Here is a 14,858-nt window from a genome sequence, read left to right as displayed (position 1 = left end):
GCGGCGCTGGTGGCGTCCTCGGTGACTGGCCGGCGCTCCTGCTGCGGGCGCGCCGGCGCACGCTCGGCGCCGCCGGGGCCGGTCCTGCCCGCGCCTGCCGGCTTGCCGTAGCCCGGTTTCGACACGGCCGGTCCTGCGCCGCCCGCGCCTGCCGGCTTGGCATAGCCGGGCTTGCCCGCTGCGGCCTTCCCTGCCGCCCCTGTGCCTGCAGCGCCCTTGTAAGGCTGCTTGCCGGCAGCGGATTTGGCCGGCGCGGCAGGGGTTTTCAGTTTCAGGACAGGGCGCTCTTTGGTCATCTTGTTATTTCCGTAATGGCTCGCGTCCGCCCATGGCTGGGCCGAGCGGCCCGCCGGGCCGCAAAAAATCGCGGGAATTCTATAAAGGTGAGATTGTAACCGGGTTGTGGACGACTCCCGCAGCAAAGTACGCCCCCCGGCGCCGTGCATGCACCGGCCAAACGTTTCCTCCCTCTTGCAAACCAGTATAATTACCGCTGTTTGGCCGGGGCGGACGCTGCCGGCCGTTTCGCTTTTAGCAGATTTTTTAGCGCGGTCCAGCCGCCACCTACGCACATGCTCGCCCAACAGAAACAAGAGATCATCGCCCTGTTCAACGCCGCCCTGGCGCCCATCCTCGACGGTTCCGGCGTCACCGCCAATGTCGTGCTGGAGCGCCCGCGCGACGCGTCGCACGGCGACGTCGCCTGCAATATCGCCATGCAGCTGGCCAAGCAGCTGAAAATGAACCCGCGCGAACTGGCCACCAAGCTGGTCGCCGCGCTGCTGGAAAACCCGGCCGGCAAGCACATCGTTGCTTCGGCCGAGATCGCCGGCCCCGGCTTCATCAACCTGCGCGTGACCGACGCGGCCAAGCAGGCCGTGGTCAAGGCCGTGCTGGCGCAGGGCGCGCAGTTCGGCAGCAGCGACGCCGGCAGCGGCAAGCAGGTGATCATCGAGTTCGTGTCCGCCAACCCGACCGGACCGCTGCACGTGGGCCACGGCCGCCAGGCGGCGCTGGGCGACGCGCTGTCCTCGCTGTTCGGCTCGCAGGGCTACAAGGTCACCCGCGAGTTCTACTACAACGACGCCGGCGTGCAGATCCAGACCCTGGCCACCTCGGTGCAGGCGCGCGCGCGGGGCTTCAAGCCGGGCGACGCTGAATGGCCTGAATCGGCCTACAACGGCGACTACATCCAGGACATCGCCGACGACTTCCTGGCCAAGAAAACCGTGTCCGCCTCGGACGGCGCCCCGGCCACCGCCTCGGGCGACGTGGACGACATCGAGTCGATCCGCGCCTTCGCCGTGACCTATCTGCGCAACGAACAGGACATCGACCTGCAAGCCTTCGGCGTGAAGTTCGACAACTACTACCTCGAATCGTCGCTGTACAAGGACGGCAAGGTGAACGCCGCCGTGGAATCGCTGGTGAAAGCCGGCGTGACGTACGAACAGGAAGGCGCGCTGTGGCTGAAAACCACCGACTACGGCGACGACAAGGACCGCGTGATGCGCAAGTCCGACGGCACCTACACCTACTTCGTGCCGGACGTGGCTTACCACATCGTCAAGTTCCAGCGCGGCTTCGACCAGGCCATCAACATCCAGGGTTCGGACCACCACGGCACCATCGCCCGCGTGCGCGCCGGCCTGCAGGCGGTGAACCTGGGCATCCCGCAGGGCTACCCCGACTACGTGCTGCACAAGATGGTCACCGTGATGAAGGACGGCGCCGAGGTGAAGATCTCCAAGCGCGCCGGCTCCTACGTCACCGTGCGCGACCTGATCGAATGGTCCGGCGGCGGCGACATCACCAAGGGCCGCGACGCGGTGCGCTTCTTCCTCATCTCGCGCAAGGCCGACACGGAATTCGTGTTCGACGTGGACGTGGCGCTGAAAACCTCGGACGAGAATCCGGTCTATTACGTGCAGTACGCCCACGCGCGCATCTGCCGCATGCTGGAACTGTGGAACGGCGACGAAGCCACGCTGGCCAATGCCGACCTGTCGCCGCTGACCGCGCCGTCCGAAGCGACGCTGCTGGCCGCTCTGGCAGCGTATCCCGAAGCGCTGGCGCGCGCGCAAGCCGAGCTGGGTCCGCACCAGGTGGCGTTCTACCTGCGCGACCTGGCGGCGGCGCTGCACAGCTTCTACTTCGCCGAGAAGGTGCTGGTGGAAGACGAAGCGCTGAAGCTGGCCCGCCTGGCGCTGATGGTGGCGACCCGCCAGGTGCTGCGCAACGGCCTGGCGCTGATCGGCGTCTCGGCTCCAAACAAAATGTAATTGCGAAGGATATCCCGCACAATGAGTTTCCGTTCCCGCCCTACCTCTTTGGACCGCCAGCAAGGCAACACGCTGGTGGGCATCATCATTGGCCTGGTGATTGGCCTGGTCATCGCCGTGATCGTGGCGCTGGTGATCACCAAGGGCTCGACGCCGTTTACCGACAAGTCCGGCAAAGTGGGCAAGTCGACCGAGCCGACGGCGGGACAGATCTCGGACCCCAACAAGCCGATGTACGGCAACAAGGAAGCCGTGCGCGAAGCGGCGCGCGACCTGTCGCGCGACTCGGCGGCAGCGCCTGCGGCGCCCGCAGCACCTGCCGCACCCGCAGCGCCTGCCGTACCGGCGGCGCCCGCGCCGGCCGCGCCGTCCAAACCTGCAGCGGACGAGTTGCAGCAGGTGGTGGACAAGATCGAGGTGGCCAACAAGGCCAAGCCGGGCGCCACCAATGTACAGCCGACACCGCCGGCCGCAGCGGGCGACGAGAAGTACGTATATTATCTGCAGGCGGGCGCCTTCCGCGAAGTGGCGGACGCCGAAAACGCGCGCGCCAAGCTGGCCCTGCTGGGCTTCGAGGCGACCGTGTCGGACCACACCAATAGTACCGGCGTGCTGCACCGCGTGCGCATGGGGCCATACAACCAGGTGGAAACGATGAACAAGGTGCGCAGCAAGCTGTCCGAAAACGGCATCGACGTGGCAGTGGTGCGCAATCAAAAATAAGCAAAAACAAGCAGAAATAAGGAAATCCGCATGCGTATCCTGAAGCAGCTCCTGAGCGTAGTAGCACTGTGCAGCGTGGCCTTCGCCGCCACCGCATCCCCGGCCGCGCCGATCAGCGGCGTGGAATACCAGACGCTGGCCACGCCGCAGCCGACCGACACCGGCAAGAAGATCGAAGTGATCGAGTTCTTCGCTTACTACTGCCCGCACTGCAACAACCTGGAACCCATGCTGGAAGCCTGGGTCAAGAAGCAGGGCGACAACATAGTCTTCAAGCGCGTGCACGTGCCGCGCGACGAAAGCGTGCTGCCGCAGCAGAAGCTGTTCTTCACGCTGGAAGCCATGGGCCTGCTGCCGCAGTACCACAAGAAGGTATTCAACGCCATGCACGTGGAGCGCAACCGCCTGAACCGCGACGAGCAGGTGTTCGACTGGGTGGCCGCCAACGGCATCGACCGCCAGAAGTTCATCGACACCTACCGCTCCTTCGGCGTGCAGGCCAAGGTCAAGCGCGCCGACGGCATGATGGACTCGTACAAGATCGATTCCTGGCCGACGCTGATCGTGGACGGCCGTTTCCAGGCCTCGCCGCACCTGGCCGCAGCCGGCATGCAGGGCAACCCGTCCGAAGCCGAACTGCAGACTGCCGCGCTGCAGGTGATGGACTTCCTCGTCGCCAAGGCGAAAGCGGAAAAGAAATAAACATGGGCCGCCGTTGAAACGCGTATTCATCACAGGCGCGTCCAGCGGCATCGGCGCCGCGCTGGCGCTGCGGTACGCGCAGCACGGCGCCACGCTCGGCCTGCTGGCCCGGCGCGGCGAGTCGCTGCAGGCGCTGATCGCCTCCCTGCCCTTCCCTGACAAGCACCGCGCCTACGCGGTGGATGTGCGCGACCACGCCGCCATCCGCGCGGCCGCCATGGACTTCATCGAATACACCGGCGGCGCCGACATCGTCATCGCCAACGCCGGCATCTCGCACGGCACGCTCACCGAATACGCGGAAGACTTGCCGGTGTTCGAGTCCATCATTGCCACCAACCTGAACGCCACCGTGGCCACCTTCGCGCCCTTCATCGCCGCAATGAAGCTGCAGAAAACGCCGGCGCGGCTGGTCGGCATCGGCAGCGTGGCGGGCATCCGCGGCCTGCCCGGCGCGGCCGCTTACAGCGCCTCGAAAGCGGCGGTGATCAGCTACTGCGAATCGCTGCGGCTGGAGATGAAACCGCACGGCATCGACGTGGTGACGATCTCGCCCGGCTACATCGATACGCCGATGACGCAGCGCAACGCCTACCCCATGCCCTTCCTGATGGCGCCCGACAAATTCGCGGCCGCCGCCATGCGCGCCATCGAGCGCGGCAACAGCTACGCCGTCATTCCCTGGCAAATGGGGGTGGTGGCGAAGGTGCTGCGCATGCTGCCCAACGCCGTCTACGACTTCGCCTTCGCGAAAGCGCCGCACAAGGCGCGCCTGCGCACGCCCGCACCATAGAGCACCATGACCATGCAACTGACTCCGGCCGCCATTGCGCGCCATTGCGCCGAATGCGCGAACCACGTGGCGATTGAAGTGGTGGCCGAAACCGGCTCCACCAACATCGACCTGCTGCAGCGCGTGAACGCGCTGCGCGGCCCGGTGCTGCTGATCGCCGAACGCCAGACCGCCGGCCGTGGCCGCGCCGGGCGGCCCTGGCTGTCGCAGCCCGGCTCCACGCTGACGTTCTCGCTGGCCTGGCGCTTCAAGGGGCCGCTGCAAAACCTGGTGGGCCTGCCGCTGGCGGTGGGCGTGGCGCTGGCCGAGGCGATGAATGTGCTGGGTGTGCCGGTGCAGCTGAAGTGGCCGAACGACTTGCTGAAGGACGGTGCCAAGCTGGCCGGCATCCTGGTGGAGACGCAAACCGCGCAGGACGGCGCCATCTGGGCCGTGATCGGCGCCGGCATCAACCTGCTGATGCCGGACCAGCTGGAGGCCGACATCGGCCGCGAAGTGGCGTCCGCGCCATGGCTGGCGCAGATGGACCGCAATGAGCTGATGGCTGCGCTGCTGAACCGCCTGGCGTCGGTGCTGGCCGAATTCGACGACACCGGCTTCGCCGCCTTCACCGAGCGCTGGAACCGCCTGCAGGCGTGGCGCGGCCAGACCGTGCGCATCCTGGACCATGGCGACACGCTGCACGAAGGCCTGAGCGCCGGCGTGGACGGCTCCGGGCGCCTGCTGCTGGACACCGCGCAAGGCCGCGTGGCCGTGCTGTCGGGCGATGTGTCGCTGAGGCTGGCGCCATGATCCTGCTGATCGACGCGGGCAACACCCGCATCAAATGGGCGCTGATCGACTCCGCGCCTGCGCCCGCCGCCGCGCTGGGCACGTGGCTGGCCTATGGCGCCGTCATGCACGCCGACGCCGCCCAATTGCCCGCCGCCTGGCACGCCGCGCACGCCGCCCAGGTGGCGGCAGGCCGTCCAGCCGTCAGCCGGGTACTGGCCGCCAACGTCGCCGGCACGGCGCTGCGCGACCGCCTCACGCGCATGCTCACCACCGGCGCCGACGCAACGGCCGGCACCGCCGAAGCCACGCCTCCGGCAGTGCCCGCCGCCCCATTGCAGCCCGCGCCCGGCGCCAGCGGCGCTGGACGCCTGGCGGCAGGCGGGCTGCTGGTTGCGCCGGAGGCGATCGAATGGTTCGCTTCCCTGCCCGAGCGGGCGGGGGTGAAGAACGGCTACCGCAATCCCGCGCAGCTGGGCTGCGACCGCTTTGCCGCCGCCATCGGCGCGCACGCGCTGGCGCCCGGCCAGTCCGTCATCGTGGCCAACTGCGGCACCGCCACCACCATCGACGCGGTGACGGCCGACGGCCGCTTCCTGGGCGGGATGATCCTGCCGGGCCTGGGCCTGATGGCCACCTCGCTGGCGCGCAATACGGCGCAGTTGCCGCAGGTGGCCCAAGGCGGTAAGCTGCCGTCTGGATTCGCCGACAACACCGACGATGCCATCCTGAGCGGCTTGCTGGCGGCGCAGGCCGGCGCCATCGAGCACGCATGCGCGCTGCACCAGGCGCAAGCCTGCCTGATCTCGGGCGGCGCAGCGGCCTATATCGCGCCGGCCCTGCCGGCCGGCATACCGCACCGCCTGGTGGACAATATCGTGCTGATCGGATTGCAGGCTGCTGCCGGCAGCGTCTGACTGGGGACTCTCGTGCTGAAACTTATCTTCTGGTTGCTGCTTGCTGTGAACGGCGTGCTGTACGCCTATGGACAGGGCTATCTCGGCCATTTCAGCGGCAACGAGCGTGAACCGGCGCGCCTGAAGAATCAGCAGAACGCGGACAAGCTGGTGCTGATCCCGGCCGCCAGGGCCAACGCCGCCGTGGCCGCGCTCAAGCCGGCCGCCGACACGCCGGCGGAAAAGAAGGCCGAAACCGTGGCCTGCTACGAGATCGGCAACTTTGTGCTGGCCGACGCGCGCCGCTTCGAAGCGGCCGTGGCGCCACTTGACCTGGGCGACCGCCAGGCACGCCGCAACCTGCCCGGCACCGAGATTTCCAGCTACATCGTGCACATCCCGCCGCAGGGCAGCAAGGAAGCCGCCGACAAGAAAACGGCCGAGCTACGCGCGCTGGGCGTGACCAATTACTTCGTCATGTCGGACAATACCGCCATGCGCTGGGCTATTTCGCTGGGTGTGTTCAAAACGGAGGCGGCCGCGCAAAGCCAGCTGGCTACGCTGCAGAAACAAGGCGTGCATAGCGCCCGTGTGACGCCGCGCATGAGCGCCAGCAAGCTGCTGGCCTTCCAGTTCCGCGACATCGGCAGCGACGTCAGGGCGCAGCTGGACGAGAAGCTGAAAGCCTTCCCGAACCAGGAAAGCCGCAGCTGCAAATAATCAGCGCTGGATGATGAGGGGCTTCAGGCCCATGGCAGCCGGCAGGCCGGGGATGGCTTGCGCGGCGTCCTGCCGGGTGGCGTAAGGACCGGCATACAGGCGGTGCACATCGCCCGACGGCACGATTTCCAGGCCGCTCAGGCCGCCGTCCATCGCCAGCTTCGCGCGCACCGCCTCGGCATTCTCCTTGCGGCCATACGCACCCAATTGAAGATAGAAACCGCTAGCAGTGGCGCCGGCCGGCGCGGTCACTGCCGCCGGAGACAGGCTGGCTTCGCTGCCGGACACCGGCGTCAGGATCAGCGGCGCGGCGCGCGGCATGGCCTGCAAAGGCTGCGGCACCGGGGCTGCATCCGAAGCAACGCCGGTAGCAACGCTGGTAGCGACACTGGTAGCAACACCGGCAGCAGCGCCGGCAGCACCGCCGCTGGCCGCTGCGCCAGCTGCCACTGCGCCTGCCGCCACGGCGCCGGCGCCCGGCGCGGAGCCGAACGAAGGCTGCGGGTACAGCATGGCCGCCATCTCCGCCGGCGCGCGCGGCTTGGGCGGCGCGGCGGGCGGGGAGGCTGGCGCCGCGGAGGCTGTCGCCTTCGCCTGCGCACGCGACGCATTGAAACGTTCCGCGTCGGCCGGCAGTATGCGCTCCACTTCCAGTTGGTGGCTGCCCTTGCCCAGCAATCCCAGCTTCAGGGCCGCCGTGTAGGAAACGTCGATGACGCGCGTGGAATGGAACGGTCCACGGTCGTTGATGCGCACCACCACCTGGTTGCCGTTGTCCAGATTCGTCACCTTGGCGTAGGACGGAATCGGCAGCGTCGGATGGGCAGCGGACATCTTGTACATATCGTAGATCTCGCCGGACGAGGTGCGCTGGCCATGGAACTTCTTGCCATACCAGGTGCCCAGGCCGCGCTGCACGAAGGGCTTGTCCGGGTCCGTGATCGGCGTGTAAGTCTTGCCGAACACGACGTAGGGCTTGTTGTTGCGCGGATTGGGCGGCTCATTGCGCACTTCCGCATCCGGCGTTGCCATCAAATTCGGCGGCGGATTCTCGCCCGGGCCGTCGTCCTGGTAGTAGCCGCCACGGCCCGAGTTCGCGGGAGGCAGCACCGGCACGCCGGGTTCCTGGTGCGGCTTGGCCGCCGGCTTGGCGCCGGGGACAGGACGGGCCGCCGGCGTCGGCTGCTGCGGCGCGCTGCCGCAGCCGGCCAGCGCCAGCAGCACCGCCAGCGCGGACAGCAGCGGCAGCGCAGCGCCTACGTTCAGGCGGCGCATCATGTCTGTACCAGCTTGCGGTGGCGCTGGATGCTCATCAGGATGCCGGATGCCAGTCCCAATGTCAGCAATGCGGTGCCGCCGTAGCTCATGAACGGCAGCGGCACGCCCACCACCGGCAGGATGCCGCTGACCATGCCCATGTTGACGAATGCGTAGGTAAAGAAAATCATCGTGACGGCTCCCGCCAGCAGGCGGGTAAAAAGTTAGGCGCGTTGGCGGCGATCATCAGCCCGCGTCCGATCAGCAGCAGGTACAGCAGCATCAGGAACAGATTGCCCATCAGCCCGAATTCCTCGGAGTACACCGCAAAAATGAAGTCGGTGGTGCGCTCTGGGATGAATTCCAGGTGGGCCTGCGTGCCCTCTTTCCAGCCCTTGCCCATCATGCCGCCCGAGCCCACCGCAATGGTGGACTGGATAATGTGGAAGCCCTTACCCAGCGGGTCGGTGGTCGGATCGATCAGCGTCATGATGCGTTCGCGCTGGTAGTCGTGCATCATAGACCAAGCCACCGGAAGGCTGGCGCCCGCAAGCAGGGCCAGGCCCAGGATCGCTTTCCACGACAGGCCGGCCAGGAAGATCACGCAGAAGCCCGCCATGACCACCAGCAGCGCAGTGCCCAGGTCGGGCTGGCGCGCGATCAGGAATACCGGGATCACCAGCAGCACCGCCGCAATGACGTAGGAATGCCAGCGCAGCGTACCCTGGCGCTGCTGGAAGAACCAGGCCAGCATCAGCGGCACGGCGATCTTGGCGAACTCGGACGGCTGGATGTCCACCACGCCGATGTGCAGCCAGCGCCGCGCGCCCAGCTTGATGGTGCCCACCGTCGCCACCGCCAGCAGCAGCGCCACCGTAATCACGTAGGCCGGCAGCGCAATGCGCATCATCATTTGCGGCGACACGTTTGCCACCATCCACATCATCAGGAAGGACATGCAGATGTTACGAACCTGGTCCTCGATCTTGCCGGGTATGCCCATGCTGGCAGACACCAGCGTTACGAGGCTGGTCCCCAGCAGGAAGGTGATGATCAGCATCAGCGGACCGTCGAACACGGTCAGATAGGGCTTCATGCGGCGCCACAGCGAGCGCCTTTCGTTAATACGCATACGCGTCCCTTATTCTTTCTTGCGCGGCTGCGCGGGCGGCGCAGGCGGCACTACGGCAGGTGGCTGCGCATGCGGCTGCCCGCCCGGCGGCACCACGGTGGCGTGCTTGCGCGGCGCGGTCGGCGCCTGCGGCGGCGGAGTCTGGATCAGCGGCGGATTCTGCACCGGCTGCGGCTTGGGCGCCACGGCAGGCTTGCCCGCCGCGCCCGCAGCAGCGGCCGGAGCGCCTGCCGGCGCCCCGGCAACGGCGGCTGCACCGGCTGCACCTGCGGCCGCAGGCGCAGCACCGCCGGCCGCGCTGCGCTGTTCGTTGACGGCGGCTGCGGCCTCCTCGTCGGCCGGGTCGAGCACCGGCTCGAAGTCTTCCGCATCTTCCTTCGGCACCTTGGTGGTGTCCTTCTCGGGCAGCTTGCCCAGCAGGTAGTAGTCCAGCACCTTGCGCGCGATAGGCGCGGCCACCGCGCCGCCGAAGCCCGCATTCTCGACAATCATGGCCAGCACGATCTTCGGTTTTTCCGCCGGCGCGAACGCGGTGAACCACGCGTTGTCGCGCAGACGCTCGTCGATCTTGGCCGCGTTGTACTTCTCGTTGGCCTTGATCGCCACCACCTGCGCCGTACCGGTCTTGCCGCCCACCGCATAGCCCGCGTTGGTGAAGGCGCGGTAAGCCGTGCCGCCAGGCTCGCTGGTCACGCCCACCATGGCGTTCTTGATGAAGTCCACGTTCTCCTGCTTGAGGGGAATGCGGTAGCTTTCTTTCGGCACCGTCAGCGTGCGCGCGCGGGTGGCGCCATCTTCCACGATCTTCACCAGGTGGGGCTTCATCACCACGCCGTTGTTGGCCAGGATGGACACGGCCTGCGCCACCTGCAGCGGCGTGTACGCGTTGTAGCCGGAACCGTTGGCGATGGAGATCGTGTCGCCGCCCACCCACTTGCCCGCCTGCGGGTTCTTCTTGAAGCGGTTGCGCTTCCATTCCTGCGACGGCAGCACGCCGGTCTTTTCGTTATCCAGGTCGATGCCGGTCGGCTGGCCGAAGCCGAACGGCTTCATGAAGTCGTGGATCGCGTCGATGCCCATGTCGCGGCCCAGCATGTAGTAGTAGGTGTTGCAGGACACGACGATGGACTTGCGCATGTCTACCGTGCCGTGGCCGCCCACCACGTCGTCGCGGAACTTGTGCGCGCCCAGGTAGAAGAAGCCCGGATCGCCGATGGCCTGGCTGGTCGTGCGCTTGCCCAGCTCCAGCGCGGCCAGCGCCATGAAAGGCTTGAAGGTGGAGCCGGGCGCATAAGTGCCCGACAGCGGCCGGTTCACCATGGGCTTGTCCAGCGAGGTATTGAGCTCGTTCCAGCTTTGCGTATCGATACCGTCCACGAACAGGTTGGGGTCGTAGCCGGGGCGCGACACATAGGCCAGGATGTCGCCGGTCTCCGGCTCGATGGCCACCAGCGCGCCGCGCCATTCGCCGAAGGCGTCCTCCACCACTTTCTGCAGCTTGATGTCGATCGACAGGATCAGATTATTGCCCGGCGTGGCGGGCGTGCGCGACAAGGTGCGCACCGCGCGGCCGCCGGCCGACACTTCCACTTCCTCGTAGCCGGTAATGCCGTGCAGCTGCTTCTCGTAGCTCTTTTCCAGGCCTTCCTTGCCGATATGCTCGGTGCCCTTGTAGTTGCGCGCATCGTCGCCCGCTTCGATCACCTTCGCTTCGCTCTGGTTGATGCGGCCGATATAGCCCAGCACGTGCGAGGCGGTTTCACCCAGCGGATACTGGCGGAACAGGCGCGCCTGGATTTCCACGCCTGGGAAGCGGAAGCGCTGCGCGGTGAAGCGCGCCACTTCCTCGTCCGTCAGGCGGGTGCGCAGCGGCACGCCTTCGAAGCTCTTGGTTTCCTCCAGCAGTCGCTTGAAGCGCTTGCGGTCCTTGGGCTCCACCGACACCAGCTTGGCCAGGTCGTCGATCACCTGTTCAAGCGGCACGCGCAGCTTGGACGGCGTGATCTCGAGCGTATAGGCCGAGTAGTTGCTGGCCAGGACCACGCCGTTGCGGTCCACGATGAGGCCGCGGTTCGGCACCACCGGCACGAAGGCGATGCGGTTTTCCTCGGCCTGCGTCATGTAGTGGTCGTGGTGCAGCACCTGCAGCCAGACGAAGCGCGCCAGCAGCAGCGCAAAGCAGACGAACACCAGCAGGCCCAGCGCCGACACGCGCAGGCGGAACAGGTGCAGTTCGCGTTCGGTATTCTTTAGTTCAGTCATTGCAGGGTTGAGTCCAGGCCCTAGATGGGGCGCGTGTGGTCTTTATCCACCGCGCGGCGCTGCGGCGCCAGCAGCAGCATGGAGATCACCGGCCACAGCACCACTGCCACCACGCTTTCGATGAAGTACCAGAAGCTGGGGAATTTGCCGGAGACGAAGAAGCGCACCAGCAGCTGCACCAGCTGCGCCATCAGCAGCAGCGGGAAAACGTGGACGGCTTGCGTCATCATCGGGAACCACAGCACGCGGCGGTGCATCATGATGGCGAAGTAGGACAGCAGCGTGTAGGCCAGCGCGTTCTCGCCCAGCAGCGTGGCGTCGTGCACGTCCATCAGCAGGCCGAGGAAGAAGGCGGTGCCGATGCCGACCTTGCGCGGCTGGTGCACGCCCCAGAACACCAGCGTCAGCGCCACGAAGTCCGGCGCGCCGACGAAGTGCCCCCAGGGCAGCAGGTTAAGCAGGAAAGCGCACAGCAGGCTGAAGGCAATGAACAGCGGGCTGACCGGCAGCAGGATGTAGTGTGGGCGATTCATCGCGTGTCCTTCTTGGGTTCGGCGGCAGCGGGCGGCTTGGCGGCGGCAGCAGGTGCAGCAGCAGCAGGAGGTGCAGCACCGGCGGGGCCGGCAACGACGCCGGCAGGCGCGCCGGCGGCGGCCGGCGTTGCCGCTGCTGCAGCTGCGGCGGCCTCCTTGGCCTCCTTGGCTGCCTTGCCCTTCCTGGCCGGCTTGATCGGTTCTTCCTCGGGCGGCCGTGGCGGCAGGTCCGGCGGCGACATCAGGATCAGCAGCTGGCGATGATTCTGGATGCCGGCCAGCGGCTGGCACACCACGCGTCCGAAGGCGCCGTTGCCGTTGCTCTCCACCTGCGACACGCGCGCCACGGCCAGGCCGGCCGGATACACGCCATCGATGCCGGAAGTGATCAGGATATCGCCCACCTGCACGTCCGCATTGGGCGCCATGAAGCGCAGGTCCAGCTGGCCGGACTGGCCGCGTCCATACGCCACGCTGCGCAGGCCGTTGCGCAGCAGCTGCACCGGAATGGCCTGCTCCTTGTCCGTCAGCAGCGTGACTTCGGAGGTGAACGGGAACACCCGCGTCACCTGCCCCACCACGCCCTGGTTGTCGATCACCGGCAGGCCAAGCTGCACGCCGGCCTGGCCGCCGCGGTCCAGCACCACCTTGCGGCTGGCGCTATCACGCGCGTCGTACAGGATTTCCGCCAGCATGGACTTGCCGGGCACGTGCTCGCGCGCGTCCAGCAGCTTGCGCAGCTGCGCGTTTTCCGTGCTGTGGAGCTGCGCCTGCTGCAAAGCCTGGGCAGTGACGATCTGCTGCTGGCGCAAGTCGCGCACCTGCTTTTCCAGCGAGGACAATGAGGAGAAATAATCGCCGACGCCGTAGATCGCGTCGCGCGGGCATGAGCGCCGCCATCTGCAGCGGATAAAGCACCGTGCCGACTACCTGGCGCACCGTGGTCAGTGCGTGCATGCGCGCATCGGCCAACAACAGCGCAATCGAAATGCAGGCGAACAGCGTCATCTTGACGCGTGCGGGCGCGCCTTGTTTGAAGAGTGGCGGAGGACTGTATTCCATGACTTCCAATAATCCGGCGCTCGCGCGCCACCGAACGGCCTTAGCCTGAAAAACCAGCTTATAAAGCAGCGGGGCGGCTCCTGGCCGCCCCGCTTACTCAGATCATTCGTAGGAGAAGATGGAACCCAGTTGGTCCATCCGCTCCAGCGCCATGCCGGAGCCGCGCACCACGCAGGTGAGCGGGTCTTCGGCCACCAGCACCGGCAGGCCGGTCTCCTCCATCAGCAGGCGATCCAGGTCGCGCAGCAGTGCGCCGCCGCCGGTCAGCATCATGCCTTTTTCGGCGATGTCCGCGCCCAGTTCCGGCGGGGTCTGTTCCAGCGCGTTCTTCACGGCGGAAACGATGTTGTTCAGCGGGTCGGTCAGTGCTTCCAGGATCTCGTTGGACGAGATGGTGAACGAGCGCGGAATGCCTTCGGACAGGTTGCGGCCCTTGACTTCCATCTCTTTCACTTCGGAGCCCGGGAAGGCCGAACCGATGGCTTTCTTGATCGCTTCGGCGGTCTGTTCGCCGATCAGCATGCCGTAGTTGCGGCGGATGTAGTTGACGATGGCTTCGTCGAACTTGTCGCCGCCCACGCGCACGGAACCCTTGTACACCATGCCGCCCAGCGAGATGATGCCCACCTCCGTGGTGCCGCCGCCGATGTCGACCACCATCGAACCGGTGGCGTCCGACACCGGCAGGCCGGCGCCGATGGCCGCTGCCATGGGTTCTTCAATCAGGTACACCTGCGAGGCGCCGGCGCCCAGCGCCGATTCGCGGATCGCGCGGCGTTCCACCTGGGTCGAGCCGCACGGCACGCAAATGATGATGCGCGGCGACGGGCGGAAGAATTTGGAATCGTGCACCATGCGGATGAACTGCTTCAGCATCTGTTCGGTGACGGTGAAGTCGGCGATCACGCCGTCTTTCATCGGGCGGATCGCCTCGATGTTGCCAGGCACTTTACCCAGCATCTGCTTCGCTTCCTTGCCGACTGCCTGGATCGTTTTCTTGCCGTTCGGGCCGCCTTCCTGGCGGATCGCTACTACCGACGGTTCGTCCAGCACGATGCCGGAACCACGTACGTAAATCAGGGTGTTGGCCGTGCCCAAGTCAATGGCCAGATCGGTGGAAATATACCTGCGTAAAAAACCAAACATGAGTATCCTGTGGCGCGTTGCCCGCACGCGCGGGCAGTTATAGGGAGTATCCGTGGAGGCGGCGGCGGCCTGTGCTTGCATGGGCACGGCGCCAGCTACGCATCAACCCGCCATTCTACCTTATAATTCGAATGTTATTTACCATTAATCCACTCTAAAGTGCGGCGCTGCAACGCGTAAATTACGCGGTAATTGCAGGGTTTTCAAGGTTAAATAGCCGGATTTACAAGTTCTTTATCAAAACCACAACCGCGCGGTCCGCCGCGCTTCTCGCCATGTCCCTGACACTATCCGACGTAAAACGCATCGCCAACCTGGCACAACTGGAAATGAGCGAAACCCAGGCGGGAACCGCCCTGGAACAGCTGAACGGTATTTTCGCGCTGGCCGAGCAGATGCAGGCCGTGGACACCACCGGCGTTGCCCCGCTGAGCCACCCGCTGGCGGCCCATATGAACACTATCGCCCTGCGCCTGCGCGAGGACGTGGCCACCGAGCCGAATCGCCGCGAACATTATCAAAAAGTGGCGCCGAAAACCGAAGACGGCTTGTATCTGGTACCAAAAGTGATTGATTAAG

At 66.2% G+C, this 14,858-nt stretch carries 12 protein-coding genes and 2 pseudogenes; 8 read left to right on the top strand and 6 right to left on the bottom strand.

Going from position 1 to position 14,858, the window contains the following annotated elements; all coding sequences use genetic code 11:
* Positions 1 to 572 precede the first annotated feature (572 nt).
* Genes argS through ACFJI2_RS00310 form a run of 7 tightly spaced genes read left to right on the top strand, consistent with a single transcriptional unit; the run spans position 573 to position 6,887 of the window.
* Positions 573 to 2,282, top strand: a complete 1,710-nt coding sequence (argS, locus tag ACFJI2_RS00340; protein ID WP_377703262.1) for an arginine--tRNA ligase — start codon at positions 573 to 575, stop codon at positions 2,280 to 2,282.
* Positions 2,283 to 2,303: 21 nt separating this feature from the next.
* Positions 2,304 to 3,005: an SPOR domain-containing protein gene (locus tag ACFJI2_RS00335; protein ID WP_377703261.1), complete on the top strand. Its 702-nt coding sequence runs from the start codon at positions 2,304 to 2,306 to the stop codon at positions 3,003 to 3,005.
* Positions 3,006 to 3,035: 30 nt separating this feature from the next.
* Positions 3,036 to 3,707, top strand: a complete 672-nt coding sequence (locus tag ACFJI2_RS00330) for a thiol:disulfide interchange protein DsbA/DsbL (RefSeq protein ID WP_107980845.1) — start codon at positions 3,036 to 3,038, stop codon at positions 3,705 to 3,707.
* Between the two features lie 13 nt (positions 3,708 to 3,720).
* A complete protein-coding gene (locus ACFJI2_RS00325) occupies positions 3,721 to 4,500 on the top strand; it encodes an SDR family oxidoreductase (protein ID WP_377703260.1) in 780 nt (259 codons plus the stop codon).
* Between the two features lie 6 nt (positions 4,501 to 4,506).
* On the top strand, positions 4,507 to 5,292 hold the full coding sequence (locus ACFJI2_RS00320) for a biotin--[acetyl-CoA-carboxylase] ligase (protein WP_377703259.1): 786 nt from the start codon (positions 4,507 to 4,509) through the stop codon (positions 5,290 to 5,292).
* Positions 5,289 to 6,188, top strand: a complete 900-nt coding sequence (locus tag ACFJI2_RS00315; RefSeq protein ID WP_377703257.1) for a type III pantothenate kinase — start codon at positions 5,289 to 5,291, stop codon at positions 6,186 to 6,188. Before ACFJI2_RS00320 ends, ACFJI2_RS00315 begins: the two co-directional genes overlap by 4 nt.
* Positions 6,189 to 6,200: 12 nt before the next feature.
* Positions 6,201 to 6,887 carry an SPOR domain-containing protein gene (locus tag ACFJI2_RS00310; RefSeq protein WP_377703255.1) on the top strand — a complete coding sequence of 229 codons (687 nt, stop codon included), beginning with the start codon at positions 6,201 to 6,203 and terminating at the stop codon, positions 6,885 to 6,887.
* Here the strand turns inward: ACFJI2_RS00310 and ACFJI2_RS00305 are convergent, their stop codons facing one another.
* The 6 genes and pseudogenes from ACFJI2_RS00305 to ACFJI2_RS00280 form a co-directional block, all read right to left on the bottom strand.
* Positions 6,888 to 8,165 carry a septal ring lytic transglycosylase RlpA family protein gene (locus ACFJI2_RS00305; RefSeq protein ID WP_377703254.1) on the bottom strand — a complete coding sequence of 426 codons (1,278 nt, stop codon included), beginning with the start codon at positions 8,163 to 8,165 and terminating at the stop codon, positions 6,888 to 6,890. It abuts the gene before it with no gap.
* Positions 8,162 to 9,276, bottom strand: a pseudogene (gene rodA, locus ACFJI2_RS00300) (rod shape-determining protein RodA). The gene ACFJI2_RS00305 and the pseudogene rodA overlap by 4 nt, the downstream one beginning before the upstream one ends.
* A 9-nt stretch (positions 9,277 to 9,285) precedes the next feature.
* Entirely contained in the window at positions 9,286 to 11,538 is a 2,253-nt protein-coding gene (gene mrdA / locus ACFJI2_RS00295) for a penicillin-binding protein 2 (RefSeq protein WP_377703253.1), read from the bottom strand.
* Between the two features lie 20 nt (positions 11,539 to 11,558).
* Positions 11,559 to 12,071, bottom strand: coding sequence for a rod shape-determining protein MreD (gene mreD / locus ACFJI2_RS00290; protein ID WP_107877843.1), 513 nt, complete (start codon positions 12,069 to 12,071; stop codon positions 11,559 to 11,561).
* Positions 12,068 to 13,133, bottom strand: a pseudogene (mreC, locus tag ACFJI2_RS00285) (rod shape-determining protein MreC). The gene mreD and the pseudogene mreC overlap by 4 nt, the downstream one beginning before the upstream one ends.
* Positions 13,134 to 13,235: 102 nt before the next feature.
* The gene (locus ACFJI2_RS00280; RefSeq protein WP_056398240.1) at positions 13,236 to 14,279 is read right to left on the bottom strand and encodes a rod shape-determining protein; all 1,044 of its coding nucleotides are present in this window, start codon (positions 14,277 to 14,279) and stop codon (positions 13,236 to 13,238) included.
* A gap of 275 nt (positions 14,280 to 14,554) precedes the next feature.
* Between ACFJI2_RS00280 and gatC the strand changes: the two genes are divergently transcribed.
* Entirely contained in the window at positions 14,555 to 14,857 is a 303-nt protein-coding gene (gatC, locus tag ACFJI2_RS00275; protein ID WP_107877847.1) for an Asp-tRNA(Asn)/Glu-tRNA(Gln) amidotransferase subunit GatC, read from the top strand.
* The last annotated feature ends 1 nt before the right edge of the window (position 14,858 follow it).

The sequence above is a fragment of the Pseudoduganella sp. UC29_71 genome (assembly GCF_042693265.1).
Taxonomy (GTDB): Bacteria; Pseudomonadota; Gammaproteobacteria; order Burkholderiales; family Burkholderiaceae_D; genus Rugamonas.
This window is presented reverse-complemented; position numbering and strand designations above follow the sequence as displayed.